Here is a 13,442-nt window from a genome sequence, read left to right on the forward strand (position 1 = left end):
GTGGGGCCGCCCTCCCCCGCCGTGGCGGGCAGCGCCGCGGGCGGCTCGTTGCGCACGGCCACGTCCACCGTCAGCGCGTCGAAGCGCAGCGCGTAGTCCAGCGCGAACGGCTCCCGCAGGAGCCCGGAGAAGTCCGAGCACAGCACCGCGGACACCAGCTCCAGCAGCGTCGTGCGGCCGCTGCCCGTCGCGCCCACCACCAGGTTGAGCGTGGGGCCGAACGTCAGCACCGTGTCCGGCGCGAGCCCGCGGTAGTGGTGCACATGCAGGCGGGTCAGCTTCATGGCGTCCGGCCCTCCCCGGGGACCGCCGTCAGCGTAGGCCCTTGGCCAGCTGATGCGCGAGCCGGTGCAGGAGCTCCGTGTTCTCCGCCTCCGCCGCCTTCAGCCTGGGCAGCTGCGCCTTCAGCGCCTCCACGTCCTTGCCCCGCGTGACGAGGTCCTCCTCCCCCAGCTCCAGCCAGCGCCCCAGCTCCTGTGCCGTCAGCTCCAGGTGGAACTGGAAGCCGTAAGACTTCCCCAGCCGGAACGCCTGCTGCGTGTACCGGTCCGTGGACGCGAGCAGCGTCGCGCCGGGCACCGGCGTGTACGTGTCCCCGTGCCAGTGCGCCACCGCCGTGCGCGGCTTCACGCCCGCCACCACCGGGTCCTTCAGCGCGTCCTGCGTCCAGCGCACCGGCCCCACCCCCACCTCGAAGCCGTTCTTGCCCGGCGACACCGTCGCCCCCGCCGCCGCCGCCAGCAGCTGCGCACCCAGGCACACGCCCACGCACGTGCGGTCATACGCCAGCCGCTCTCCCAGCAACGCCAGCTCCTCGTTGAGGAACGGGTGGGCGTCCGCCTCGTACACGCCCATGGGCCCGCCCATCACCACCACCAGCGGCGCGTCCACGTCCTCGCGCTTCACCGCCCGGAAGCGCCGCACCAGCGTGAAGCCCGCCGCCTCCAGCGCCGGCCCCAGCAGGCCCGGCCCCTCGTGCTCCTCGTGCTCGAACACCACCGCGCGCATCGTCCGCCACCCCTTGCCGGGCCCTTCGTGGGCGCCACGTGCCGCGCGGAGACTAACGCTGCCGGCCACGTTTGGCCGCGACGCGGCGTGAACCCGGATAGTCGGCAGGCATTTATTTCACAGTATTTCGTGCCATCATCAGCGGGCCCGGATTCCCCTATAAGCATGCGGCCCCGGGCATTCCCCCTTGGGTGTTTCCGTCGCGTCGTTTTCCGAAAGGAAGTTCCTCGTGAGCAAGAGCCTTCGCGGTTTCAAGTGGCTGATGGGCACGGTGGTCGGCGTCTCCCTGCTGAGCGGTTGCGGCGCTCCTCCGGCGGAGGGTGAGGCCACCCCGGCCGAGGCCACGGAGCAGGCGCAGGGCGCCCTGACGGCGCAGGTGTCCGCGGGCAAGGCCTCCATGGCCGCCAGCGAGCGCGTGACGGTGGAGGTGACGCTGACCAACACCTCCTCCGCGCCGGTGAGCCTCTACAAGTGGGACGCCCCGGGCGAGGGCCTCAACGAGGGCCGCCTGTCGGTGTCCCGCGACGGCCAGCCGGTGGAGTACACCGGCGCGCACTTCAAGCGCGTGCTGGGCCGCTCCGAGGACCTCATCACCCTGGCCCCCGGCCAGAGCATCTCCGGCCCGGTCGTCGTGTCGGACGCGTATGACCTGTCCGTCTCCGGCACCTACACCATCCGCTACGAACTGGAGCAGCGCGAGGGCGTGACGGCGCTGTCGTCCAACTCGGTGAACCTCTTCATCGAGGGCCGCCGCAACACCCGCGACGAGGCCGAGGCGATGCGCCAGGTGACGGCGCAGGGCCTGTCCTACTCCGGGGCCTGCACCAGCACCGAGCAGAGCAGCATCACCAACGCCTACAACAGCGCGCGGACGTACTCCAACAACGCGCTCAGCTACCTGAACGGCACGCCGGCCGCGACCAGCCGCTACACCACCTGGTTCGGCACGTACTCCAGCACCAACTGGAGCACCATCAGGACCCACTTCAGCAAGATCGCCACCGCGTTCTCGTCCGCGGCCGTCGTGGTGGACTGCAGCTGCAACGACAGCGGCACCTACGCGTACGTGTACCCGGGCTCGCCGTACAAGATCTACGTGTGCGGCGCCTTCTGGAGCGCCCCCAACACGGGCACGGACTCGCGCGCGGGCACGCTGGTCCACGAGATGAGCCACTTCACCGTCGTGGCCGGCACGGACGACTGGGCCTACGGCCAGACGGCCGCCAAGAACCTGGCGAAGTCCAACCCCACGCGCGCGCGGGACAACGCGGACAGCCACGAATACTTCGCGGAGAACACCCCCGCGCTGCCGTAAGGTGACGAAGGGCCGTTGACCGGAGGGGCGCGGGCCACACGGGCTCGCGCCCCTTTTCTTTTCGCCGCACGAACACAAGGAGCGTCACGTGATGAGGCTGGGACGAAGAAACCTCGCATGGGTCGCGGTGCTGTCCGCCGCCGCCGGTATCACCGCCTGCACGCCGAAGCCCGCGGAGCGCCCGCGCAACAGCAGGCCCCCGTCGCCGCGACGCCGCCCCCCGCCGCCACGCCCCCCGCCGACCCCATCTCGGAGCCCGCCGCCGTGACGACCCCCAAGCTGGAATGCGCCCTGAGCGTCCCCCCGAAGGTCCGCGTGGGCGAGCCCGTGGAGGTCCTCTTCAAGCTCACCAACCGCGGGGACACGCCCGTCTGGGTGCTCAAGTGGCAGACGCCGCTGGAGGGCATCCTGGGCACCGTGTTCCAGGTCACCCGCGACGGCGAGGAGGTGCCGTACCAGGGCCCCATGGTGAAGCGCGCCGCCCCGTCCGCGGACAGCTACATGGCCATCGCCCCGGGCGCGACGGTGGAGAACACCGTGGAGGTGACGCAGGCCTATGACTTCAAGAAGCCGGGCACCTACCGCATCACCTTCCGCGACGGGCTGATGGACGTGGCCTCGCGCAAGGAGGACGTCCCCCGGTCGGGTGGCGACTACAAGTCCACCCCGGTGACGTGCGGCCCGGTGGACGTGACGGTCGCCGCGCGCTGAAGCGGGGCCCTCCTGGATTTCCCCGGAACGCCAGGGGGCGGGCAGGCACGCTCCCCCTCCTCAGCCGGGCCCGGGCGCGATACACCTGGGCCCACCATGGCGGACACCTCCTCGATGAACATTCCGACGGTCGACCTGCTGGACCTGGCGTCGGGTGAACCGGCACGCCTCGAGCGCGCCGCGGCGGCCCTGCGCGAGGCCTTTGGCGTCTTCGGCCTCGTGTTCGTGAAGAACCACGGCGTGGACGCGCCGGCGCTGGAGCGCTTCTACGACGCGTTCTCCGCCTTCGTGGCCCGCCCGGACGCGCGGAAGCGCCCCCTGGGCCGCGCGGACTTCTGGTACCAGCGCGGCTGGACGCCTCCCAACACGGAGGTCGCCGTCGCCAGCAACGGGCAGCCGGACTTCAAGGAGTGCTACTTCGCGGCGCCCACGCCCACGGACGCGCAGTCCGCCATGGAGTTCCCGGAGCTGTACCCGGAGAACATCTGGCCGGACGACGCGCCGCCCTTCTTCCAGGAGGGCCTGCTCACCCTGGGCCGCGCGCTGCACGAGGCCGGCCTCGCGCTGCTGCGCGGCGCCGCCCTGGCGCTGAGCCTGCCGCAGGACACCTTCACCGCCGCGTGCGAGAAGGCGCCCCACGTCACGCGCGCGCTCCAGTACCTGCCGCTGGGCCCCACCCAGGTGAACACCGGCATCCTCTGGGGCGAGGAGCACACCGACTTCAACCTGCTGACGCTCCTGCCCGGGGGCCGGTTCCTCAACCCCGAAGGGCGCCCCGCGCCGAAGCCGGACGACCAGAGCGGCCTGTACCTGCGCACCCGCGCGACGCCGGACGCGCCCAACGGCGAGATGGTGCGCGGCACCGCGCCCGCGGGCTGCATCGTGGCGCAGGTGGGCCAGCAGCTGGAGATCCTGACGGGCGGCACGTTCCTCGCCACGCCGCACGTCATCACCGCGCCGGGCGTGCCCGGGTGGCAGCGCCAGTCCGCCGCGCACTTCATGCACGTGCACACCAGCCAGGTGCTCTTCCCGCTGCCCGGCTTCCGCACGCCGGAGGCGGTGGCCAACTACGCGCCGCCGGTGCTCGCGGGCACGTACGACATCAAGACGCTGGTGGACATCGGCCTGGCGCCGCCCGCCGCGCTCGACAAGCTGGGCTACCGCCACTACGACCGGCTCAACCGGATGCGCGCGACCTCATAAGCCGCGCCCGGGGCCGTGCGCCCCATGTGGCTGGCGGCGGGGGACGGGCTGCGTTACAGCGCAGCCACCTCCATGGTCAGCCCCTCCGCCCCCGCTCCATCCATCTTCCGTCACCGCGACTTCCGGCTCTATCAAATCGCCCGTCTGTGCGCGGTGCTCGCGGCGCAGATCGAGTCGGTGGCCATCGGCTGGCAGGTGTACGAGCTCACCGGGAGCGCGCTCGCGCTGGGCTACACGGGCCTGGCCCAGTTCGTTCCCTTCCTCGCCTTCAGCCTGCTGGGGGGACAGCTGGCGGACCGCTACGACCGCCGCCGCATCCTGGCGCTGTGCCAGGGCGTGATGATGGTGTGCAGCCTGCTGCTCCTGTCCTTCACCCTGGGCCACTTCCAGGACGTGCGGTTCGTCTACGGCGTGCTGGTGCTGTTCGGCACCGCGAGAGCCTTCTACGCGCCCGCGGGCTCCGCGCTCACGCCCTACCTGGTGCCGAAGGAGGAGCTGACGCGCGCCGTGGCGGTGAACTCCATCACGTGGCAGGTGGCCACCATCACCGGCCCCGCCCTGGGCGGCCTGCTCTACGGCTGGCTGGGCGGCAAGGGCGTCTACATCACGTCCGCGTCGCTGTGCGCGCTCACCATCGTCTGGATCCTCTCACTCAAGGTGCGCACCGGCAGCGCGTCGCGCGAGCCCGTCTCCCTGAAGACGCTCGTCGCGGGCCTGCGCTTCGTGCGCCAGAAGCGGATGCTGCTGGGCAGCCTCACCCTGGACCTCTTCGCGGTGCTGCTGGGCGGCGCGGTGGCGCTCCTGCCCATCTACGCGCGCGACGTGCTGCACACCGGCCCGTGGGGCCTGGGCCTCCTGCGCAGCGCTCCGGCCGCGGGCGCCGCGGTGGTGGCGGTGCTGCTCGCGTTCCGTCCGCTGGGCGGCCACGCCGGGTGGAAGATGTTCGCCGCGGTGGCGGTGTTCGGCGCGGCCACGCTGGTGTTCGGCCTGAGCACGTCCCTGCCCCTGTCGCTCGCGGCGCTCGCCATTGGCGGGGCGGCGGACATGGTGAGCGTGGTGGTGCGCCACACGCTGGAGCTGGTCTCCACGCCGGACGACATGCGCGGCCGCGTGAGCTCCGTGAACCTGATGTGCATCGGCGCCTCCAACGAGCTGGGCGAGTTCCGCGCGGGCTCGCTCGCGGAGGCCCTGGGCGCCGTGCACGCGGTGGTGCTCGGCGCCGTGGGCACGCTGGTCGTCGTGGGCCTCTGGGCCTGGCTCTTCCCGGAGCTGCGCGACGTGGACCGGCTGGAGTCCGCCGAGCACCGCCCGCCCCTCCCCGAACAGGACGCCACCGAGTCCGCGCCCTCCGTCTGAGCCCCCACGGGCGCAGGGTGAAAACCCTCGCGTCCGAAGGGTTGAACCCCGGGTGCGGGGCCTGTTGCCTGGGTGGCCACCGGGGGACGGGCCTTGTAGCCGGGAGGGACACAGCCGGGCCCGCCGCCCGCTGCCTCCCGGGGCGCGACGCCGCTGGTATGGTCCGTGCTTGGACGGACGTCCCATGGCGTACTACTTCAACGTGGTGGCACTCTGCGTAGGGGCCGCGCTCTGCTTCGTGTTGGGCGGGGCCCTCTTCGAGGAGGTGGAGCCGGTGCCCAGCCCGGCCCGCGTCGTCCGGGCCGACGCCTGCCACCGCGCAAGTAGGGCCCCACGCGGGGCGCCCCGCGCGATGATGCGCGCCATCCCGTGGGCGCGACCGGCTCCTTCCTCCTGCTGCTGCTGCTCTGGGCGGTGCTCCTCGTGGGGGTGCTGTCCATCGTCGTGTCCACCCTGCGCACGGGCGCGCCGCCCATGCCCAGCTCGCCCCGGGTGCGGCGGGCGCTGCTCGCCATGCTGCCGGGGGACACCCGGGGCACCGTGCTGGACCTGGGCTCGGGGTGGGGGGACGTGGCCTTCGCCCTGGCGGACCACTGCCCCCAGGCGCGCATCGTCGCGTACGAGCTGTCCTGGCTGCCCTGGTGCTTCAGCCGGCTGCGCCAGCGCCTCTCCCCGCGTCCGAACCTCACGCTGGTACGCGGAGACTTCTTCGCCGCGTCCTTCCAGGACGCAACCTGCGTCGTCTGCTACCTGTCCCCGGGCATCATGACGCGCCTGGCGCCCCGCTTCGCCGCCGAACTCCCCGTGGGCGCACGCATCCTCAGTCACACCTTCGGACTCCGGGGGTGGAACCCGGTGCGCTTCGTGCGGCTCGCGGACCTGTACCGCACCCCGGTGTACCTCTACGAAGTGCCGCCCCGCGCGCCGCCCGGTGAGTAGAGTCCCCGTCCGTCCACCCCTTCTCTTTAGAGACCCGCCCGCGATGAGTGACTTCCAGTTCCAGGACATGCTGCCGCTTGGCAAGGACGAGACGCCCTACCGCCTGCTCACGAAGGAGGGCGTCTCCACGTTCGAGGCTGGCGGCCGCACCTTCCTCCAGGTGGAGCCGGAGGCGCTCACGCTGCTCACGCGCCAGGCCATGCGGGACATCTCGCACCTCCTGCGGCCCGGGCACCTCCAGCAGCTGGCGAACATCCTCCAGGACCCGGAGGCGTCGTCCAACGACAAGTTCGTGGCGGTGGAGCTGCTCAAGAACGCGAACATCGCCGCGGGCGGCGTGCTGCCCTCCTGCCAGGACACCGGCACCGCCATCGTGATGGGCAAGAAGGGCCAGTACGTCCTCACCCGCGGCGGCGACGAGGCGGCCATCTCCCGGGGCGTGTTCGACACGTACCTCACGTCCAACCTGCGCTACTCGCAGATGGCGCCCCTGGACATGTACAAGGAGGTCAACACGGGCAACAACCTGCCCGCGCAGATCGAGCTCTACGCGACCGACGGCGACGCCTACAAGTTCCTCTTCATGGCCAAGGGCGGCGGCTCCGCGAACAAGAGCTACCTCTTCCAGGAGACCAAGGCCGTCCTCAACCCGCAGAGCCTGCTCGCGTTCCTGGAGCAGAAGATCCGCTCGCTGGGCACCGCCGCGTGCCCGCCTTACCACCTGGCCATCGTCGTGGGCGGCACGTCCGCTGAGTTCGCGCTGAAGACGGCGAAGTACGCCTCCGCGCGATATCTCGATTCGCTGCCCACCAGCGGCAACGCGCTGGGCCGGGGCTTCCGCGACGTGGAGCTGGAGCAGGAGGTGCTCAAGCTCACCCAGCGCACCGGCATTGGCGCGCAGTTCGGCGGCAAGTACTTCTGCCACGACGTGCGCGTCATCCGCCTGCCCCGCCACGGCGCGTCCTGCCCGGTGGCCATCGCCGTGTCGTGCTCCGCGGACCGGCAGGCGCTGGGGAAGATTACGCGCGACGGCGTCTTCCTGGAGGCGCTGGAGACGGACCCCGCGAAGTACCTGCCGGAGACGGCGGAGACGGACCTGTCCGGCGACGTGGTGAAGCTGGACTTGAACCGCCCCATGAGCGACCTGCGCGCGGAGCTGTCGCGCTACCCCATCAAGACGCGCCTGTCGCTGTCCGGCTCGCTGGTGGTGGCGCGCGACATCGCGCACGCGAAGATAAAGGAGCGCCTGGACCGGGGCGAGGGCATGCCCCAGTACCTCAAGGACCACATGGTCTACTACGCGGGCCCGGCGAAGACGCCGGAGGGCTACGCGTCCGGCTCCTTCGGCCCCACCACCGCGGGCCGCATGGACGCGTACGTGGATCAGTTCCAGGCGGAGGGCGGCAGCTTCGTGATGCTGGCCAAGGGCAACCGCTCCCCGGCCGTCACGGAGGCCTGCAAGAAGCACGGCGGCTTCTACCTGGGCTCCATCGGCGGCCCCGCGGCGCGGCTGGCGCAGGACTGCATCAAGAAGGTGGAGGTGCTGGAGTACGCCGAGCTGGGCATGGAGGCCGTGTGGAAGATCGACGTGGTCGACTTCCCGGCCTTCATCGTCGTGGACGACAAGGGCAACGACTTCTTCGCGAACATCCACAAACCGTCCGCGAAGAAGTAGTCCGCCGCCCTGCCTCCGGCGCGCGCCTTCAGTCGAACTCGAGCGCGCGCTGGAAGTCCGCCGGGTTGGAGGCCGCGCTCTGCGCCGTCTCCAGCGTGATGTCCCCGGCGCGGTACAGCTGCGTCAGGTGCTGATCGAAGGACTGCATGCCGAACATGTCGCGGCCCTTCTCGATGACGTCCTTCAGCTCCGCGGCGCGGTCGTCCCGGATGTACTGCTCCACCGTCTTCGTCTGCACCATGATCTCCAGCGCCACCGTGCGGCCCTTGCCGGTGGCGCGCGGCAGGAGGCGCTGGGAGACGGTCGCCTTGAGCGAGTCCGCCAGGCGCATGCGCACCATGGTCTGCTCCTCCGCCGGGAACACCGACACCAGGCGGTTGATGGTGCGCGACGCGTCCGTGGTGTGCACCGTGGACAGCACCAGGTGGCCCGTCTCCGACGCCTTCAGCGCGATGTCGATGGTCTCCGTGTCGCGCATCTCGCCCACCAGGATGACGTCCGGGTCCTGACGCAGCGCGGCCCTCAGCGCGATGGCGAAGTTCGCCGTGTCCGGGCCAATCTCGCGCTGGGAGATGGAGGACTTCACGTTCTTGTAGATGAACTCGATGGGGTCCTCGATGGTGAGGATGTGCAGGCTCTCCGTGTGGTTGATGTGGTTGATCATCGACGCCAGCGTGGAGCTCTTGCCGGACCCCGTCGCCCCCGTCACCAGCACCAGCCCGCGCTCGTTGCCCGCGATGGTCTTCAGCACCTGCGGCAACCCCAGCCCGTCGATGCTGGGAATCTCATCCGGGATGATGCGCAGGATGCACGCCAGCGAGCCGCGCTGCCGGTAGATGTTCACGCGGAAGCGCGCCACGCCCGGAAGGCTGTAGGACGAGTCGCACTCCTGCACGCTGTCCACCTGCGCCTTCATCAGCGGATCATTCATCACGTGCATCGCCACCTGCTTCGTGTGATCCGCTTGAAGCTTTTCCATCTTCAGCGGCCGCAGCACCCCGTTCACCCGGTAGATGGGCGGATCGCCCGGGCGGAAGTGGATGTCCGAAGCCCCGTTCTGGACGCCGACGGTGAGCAGCTTGTTCAAGGTGTTCAGGTCCAGGGAATCCCTCTCGCGTCACGCATGGAGCGGAGGATTCTAGGAGAAGGCCACCCAATCCCTCCATGGTTGCAGTGTGGAAGGCATTTCCCCAACCTCACTGTATTGATTTTTCCCGCAAATCAAGGAATGCGAGTACCCCAGGGGATGAAGGAACTGTCCTTGACTGCTCACCAGTGGCCGTCTTCCTGCCCGGGTGGCCCGGATGCCCTGCCCGGAATCCGTGGCGAACATCCGGGCATGAACGCACGAACCGAGCAGGCCCCCCACTCCGAAGAGCTGTCTTCCGCTGACTACGCCGCCCTGGAGGCGTGGGACCCCACCCAGGTGGTCATCACGCCGCGCATGGCGGCCCGGCTGTGGTTGCAGACCAGCCTGCGGCTGAGCCGGGCGCAGAAGGAGCTGCACGACGCCATCTTCGCCAACGACGCCAGTGAAGCGGCGAAGGACCGCTACGCGGAGGCCCGCGCGGAGCTGGACTCCGCGGAGGCGTGGGCCCTGCACGTGGCCCGCAACATCCCGCGTCACCGGTAGTCAGGCTCCCCACCCCATCCCCCCCGGACGTGGCACACGGGTGGCGGCGGGGCGGTGGAAGGGTGGGTCAGGGACCCGTCCTTCCTCCTCCCGTCGTCACCCGTCGTCGTTGCGGGCGGCCGGCGCGAAGGGCGGGGCGTCCTTGCGCGGGGCCGCGGCTTCGGTGCCCAGCAGCTGGCACAGCCCCGTCTGGAGCTTCTCCAGCAGGCGCGACAGCTCCACGACCTCCGGCGGCGACAGGAACGCGCGCGCCTGGACATCCACCCACTCCGCGGCGCGCTCCAGGGCCCGGATCTCCTGGCGCCCCGCGTCGGTGATCTCCAGGCGCACGCAGCGGCGGTTCTCCCCCGCGCGGCGCTCCACCAGCCCGTCCTCCTCCAGGCGGTCCACCAGCCGGCTCACGGCGGGCGCGTCGATGAGCAACCGCTCCGCGATGACGGCCTGACTGTGGATGCCGTGGATGCCGATGTTCTTCAGCACGAGCAGTTGCATCAGCGGTCGATCCGTTTGTTCACCCACTTTCTGGGTGAGCAGCCGGACCACTGCGCGTCGCGTCGATGCCACTTGCTCGGCGAGGGTCATGGGCGTAAGAGATGATTGCATTCAACAACGGTTGTCAATTACATCTTGACCGCGCGCAGCGATCCCGGGGTGGGGCCCTCCCCCCGCTCCTGCCGGAAAGACCTGCCGCTCCAGAGTATGGCCACCCCCAGCGCCCTCCTCGTCCTCCTCCTCGCCGCAGCGCCGCAGGCCACACCGTCCGCGTCTCCGGAGGCCCCCGCTCAGCGGCAGTCGCCCCCCCTTGAAGCCGGTGCCTCCCCCCCGGCCCCCGTCCCCTTCCAGCCGAAGGTGGACGACCCGATGCTCACGCCCGTCCCGCCCGCGCCGGAGCAGGTGGTGCTGGACGCCCGCCGCCACGAGCTGCGAGCCCCGGGGAAGACCGTCTCCCTGGAGCGCCGCGCCCTGCCGCGGAGGCTGCTCTATGCCCTGGCCCGCCAGCCGGGGCGCACCCTGGCGAAGGAGGACTGCGTGCGCGCCATGTGGAACGCGGACTACGACCCGCGGCTGCATGACAACGCGCTGCGCGTCCACGTGAGCCACGTGCGCGACATGCTGGAGGGCACCGGCACCCGCGTCCTCTTCGAGGACCCCGGCTACCGGCTGGAAGTGTCCCCGGGCTTCACCTTCGTCACGGAGTAGATTCCAGAAACCCCATCACAGTAGTTATCCAGTTACAATAAATCACCAGGTGGGGTGTTTACATTTCCTTCCGGATTCCTCCACAATCCTCGCGCTTCATACTTTCCAATTAATGCGAGGTTCACATGGTTTCGGGTCAGATCGTGCGTCGCTGGGCAGCCGCCAGCGTGGTGTCGCTGCTGGTCGTTGGCTGCGGTCCCCAGGCCGCCGAGGAGAAGCAGGCGCAGCCGGAGACCCCGGCCCCCGCCGCCACCTCGCAGGAGATCGTCGGTGGCACGTCGACCACCATCGCGGCGAACCCGTGGCAGGTGTCGCTGCAGAGCAGCGGCGGCAGCCACTTCTGCGGCGGCTCCATCATCAACGAGAACTGGATCCTCACCGCGCAGCACTGCGTGAACTCGGGCGGCAGCATCTCCAAGCCGGGCCGCATCGTGGCGGGCGTCACCAACCGCACCTCCACCACCGGCGGGCAGGTCCGCACCGTGGCCCAGGTGTTCGTCTATCCGGGCTACGTGGACGCGAACGTGGGCAAGGACGCGGCGCTGCTCAAGCTGTCCTCGCCGCTGGACCTGAGCGGCGCGAACGCGAAGGCCATCCCGCTGGTCACCGCGGCGGACGCGGCGGCGGGCGTGGGCGGCGTCGGCGCCGTGGCGCGCGTCACGGGCTGGGGCACGCTGTCCAGCGGCTCCTCCTCGCTGCCGACGACGCTCCAGACGGTGGACGTGAACGTCATCAGCAACGCCTCCGCGCAGGCCAGCTACCCCGACGAGACCATCTCCGCGGACCAGCTGGGCGCGGCGGCCCCGGGCAAGGACTCCTGCCAGGGTGACAGCGGCGGTCCCCTCACCGTCCTCAAGGGCAGCACCCGCGTGCTCGCGGGCATCGTGAGCTGGGGCTACGGCTGCGCCGACTCGCGGTACCCGGGCATGTACGGCCGCGTGTCGTCCTTCGAGAGCTGGATCACCAACACCATCAACGGCTCGTCGCAGCCGACGGTGACGCTGCTCAGCCAGACCAACCTCTCCGGCTCCTCCGGCACCTGGAAGCACTACGCCATCACCGTCCCCGCGGGCTCCTCGTCCCTGTCGGTGGAGCAGTCCGGTGGCACGGGTGACGCGGACCTCTACGTGCGCCAGGGCTCGCAGCCCACGACGACGGCGTACAACTGCCGCCCGTACCTCAGCGGCAACGCGGAGACCTGCTCCTTCTCCGCCCCCGCGGCCGGCACCTGGTACGTCTCCGTGCGCGGCTACTCCTCGTACTCGGGCGTCTCCGTGAAGGCCACGGTGCCGTAGTCGTCGCCTGACGCTGGCGTGAGCGCGCAAGGCCCTCTTCCTCCCGCGCGGAGGGAGGGGGCTTTCGTGTTCCAACGACCCCGCTCGAGAGGAGGTCGTCATGGCCCGTCCCCGGCGAACAGACAGGCCCTCATGGGGATGCGCATGCAGGGCGGCACGGGCGCGGTGCGCGTCCCGGCCACGTGAGCCGCCGCGAGGGAGGCTCCGGCGACCGGCACTTCCTCGCCCCGGACGGACTCGCCGCGCCGGCGCTGCATTCCTCCGGGGGCACGTGTCGCAGTGGGGCGGCCTTCACGTGCTGGACGCCGCGACGGGCAACCGCGTTGGAGGGGGATGAGTCAGTAGATGGAGATGAGGTGGACCCGCACGCGGGGGTTGCCCAGGTACTCCTCCAACCGCCAGCGGGTCCGCATCCCGTCCTCGCGGATGCCCATGCCGTCCGCCCTGGGCGCGTCCGCGCTGGCGAGCGCATCACGCAGATGGGACACCGCCCAGCTGTCGAACTTCGGGTCCCCGGAGCCCTCCAGCACCTGGAGGTCAATCAGGCTGCCGTCGCGCGCCTGCCGCACCTCCACGATGGCGACGAGCGCGAGGATGGGGGCCGTCACGTCGGTCATGTACATGTCCGCCGCGCGCCCGGCCTCCACGGCCGCGCGCAGCCGGTCGGACGTCTCGCGGCGGACGTCCCGCTCCTGGGGCGTGAAGGGCGAGCCCGTCCGGCCGAACCGCTCGATGGCCTCCAGCTGCTCGCGCTTCAGCCGGCCCAGGACCACCTGCGCGTTGGGAGGAGGCGGGTTCACGAGCCGCTCGGCGAAGCCCTGGCGCAGCTTCGCGAAGTACGGCGGCGTCGCACCGGAGGCCCGCGCGGACGCGGTCGCGTCCCTGGCCCAGCCATCCACCCGCTGACGCGCCTCCTCCGCCTCACGGGCCGCCAGCGCCTTGGGGTCCGGCTCCGACCCTGGGACGTTGCGGAGCGTCCGCCCCGTCGACGGAGGACCCTTCAGCAGCCCACCGCCCAGCAGCCCGGGCGGCTCCAGCTGGAGCGGGACGTCCCGGGCCGGAGGTGACGCGCGCTCGGGTGCTTCCGCGAGCGGCGCCGGAGCAGCG

14 protein-coding genes are annotated in these 13,442 nt (G+C 70.8%); 9 read left to right on the forward strand and 5 right to left on the reverse strand.

Going from position 1 to position 13,442, the window contains the following annotated elements; translation table 11 throughout:
• The coding region (locus ACLEQD_RS22525) for an AAA family ATPase (protein WP_410386615.1) at positions 1–284 on the reverse strand (284 nt) is incomplete at its 3' end.
• A gap of 28 nt (positions 285–312) precedes the next feature.
• Positions 313–1,008 carry a glutamine amidotransferase-related protein gene (locus ACLEQD_RS22530; protein WP_410386617.1) on the reverse strand — a complete coding sequence of 232 codons (696 nt, stop codon included), beginning with the start codon at positions 1,006–1,008 and terminating at the stop codon, positions 313–315.
• Between the two features lie 229 nt (positions 1,009–1,237).
• On the opposite strand from ACLEQD_RS22530, the gene ACLEQD_RS22535 reads away from it, so the two are divergent.
• The 6 genes from ACLEQD_RS22535 to ACLEQD_RS22560 all read left to right on the forward strand — a co-directional run bounded on the left by ACLEQD_RS22535 (position 1,238) and on the right by ACLEQD_RS22560 (position 8,207).
• Complete coding sequence (locus ACLEQD_RS22535; RefSeq protein WP_410386619.1) at positions 1,238–2,323, forward strand: M35 family metallo-endopeptidase; 1,086 nt, start codon at positions 1,238–1,240, stop codon at positions 2,321–2,323.
• 117 nt (positions 2,324–2,440) lie between these two features.
• A complete protein-coding gene (locus tag ACLEQD_RS22540) occupies positions 2,441–3,034 on the forward strand; it encodes a protease (protein WP_410386621.1) in 594 nt (197 codons plus the stop codon).
• A gap of 96 nt (positions 3,035–3,130) precedes the next feature.
• Positions 3,131–4,237, forward strand: coding sequence for an isopenicillin N synthase family dioxygenase (locus ACLEQD_RS22545; protein ID WP_410386623.1), 1,107 nt, complete (start codon positions 3,131–3,133; stop codon positions 4,235–4,237).
• Positions 4,238–4,261: 24 nt separating this feature from the next.
• Entirely contained in the window at positions 4,262–5,593 is a 1,332-nt protein-coding gene (locus ACLEQD_RS22550; RefSeq protein WP_410386638.1) for an MFS transporter, read from the forward strand.
• A gap of 369 nt (positions 5,594–5,962) precedes the next feature.
• Positions 5,963–6,532 (forward strand): class I SAM-dependent methyltransferase, encoded by a 570-nt coding sequence (locus tag ACLEQD_RS22555; RefSeq protein ID WP_410386625.1) that lies wholly within the window; start codon positions 5,963–5,965, stop codon positions 6,530–6,532.
• A gap of 43 nt (positions 6,533–6,575) precedes the next feature.
• Positions 6,576–8,207 carry a fumarate hydratase gene (locus ACLEQD_RS22560; RefSeq protein WP_410386627.1) on the forward strand — a complete coding sequence of 544 codons (1,632 nt, stop codon included), beginning with the start codon at positions 6,576–6,578 and terminating at the stop codon, positions 8,205–8,207.
• Positions 8,208–8,235: 28 nt separating this feature from the next.
• On the opposite strand, the gene ACLEQD_RS22565 is transcribed toward ACLEQD_RS22560, so the two are convergent.
• Complete coding sequence (locus tag ACLEQD_RS22565; protein ID WP_233585749.1) at positions 8,236–9,294, reverse strand: type IV pilus twitching motility protein PilT; 1,059 nt, start codon at positions 9,292–9,294, stop codon at positions 8,236–8,238.
• Between the two features lie 252 nt (positions 9,295–9,546).
• Here ACLEQD_RS22565 and ACLEQD_RS22570 point away from each other — a divergent pair, with 252 nt between their 5' ends.
• Positions 9,547–9,840, forward strand: coding sequence for a FruA-associating protein, FapA (locus tag ACLEQD_RS22570; protein ID WP_410386629.1), 294 nt, complete (start codon positions 9,547–9,549; stop codon positions 9,838–9,840).
• A 96-nt stretch (positions 9,841–9,936) separates the two neighbouring features.
• On the opposite strand, the gene ACLEQD_RS22575 is transcribed toward ACLEQD_RS22570, so the two are convergent.
• Positions 9,937–10,332, reverse strand: a complete 396-nt coding sequence (locus tag ACLEQD_RS22575) for a MarR family winged helix-turn-helix transcriptional regulator (RefSeq protein WP_410386631.1) — start codon at positions 10,330–10,332, stop codon at positions 9,937–9,939.
• A 369-nt stretch (positions 10,333–10,701) separates the two neighbouring features.
• Here ACLEQD_RS22575 and ACLEQD_RS22580 point away from each other — a divergent pair, with 369 nt between their 5' ends.
• Complete coding sequence (locus ACLEQD_RS22580; protein ID WP_410386633.1) at positions 10,702–11,040, forward strand: winged helix-turn-helix domain-containing protein; 339 nt, start codon at positions 10,702–10,704, stop codon at positions 11,038–11,040.
• 143 nt (positions 11,041–11,183) lie between these two features.
• Positions 11,184–12,335, forward strand: a complete 1,152-nt coding sequence (locus ACLEQD_RS22585; protein ID WP_410386635.1) for a trypsin-like serine protease — start codon at positions 11,184–11,186, stop codon at positions 12,333–12,335.
• Positions 12,336–12,673: 338 nt separating this feature from the next.
• Here the strand turns inward: ACLEQD_RS22585 and ACLEQD_RS22590 are convergent.
• On the reverse strand, positions 12,674–13,442 hold a 769-nt coding region (locus ACLEQD_RS22590), incomplete at its 5' end, for a ferrichrome ABC transporter substrate-binding protein (protein ID WP_410386637.1).

This window comes from Corallococcus sp. 4LFB (assembly GCF_046520365.1).
GTDB lineage: Bacteria > Myxococcota > Myxococcia > Myxococcales > Myxococcaceae > Corallococcus > Corallococcus caeni.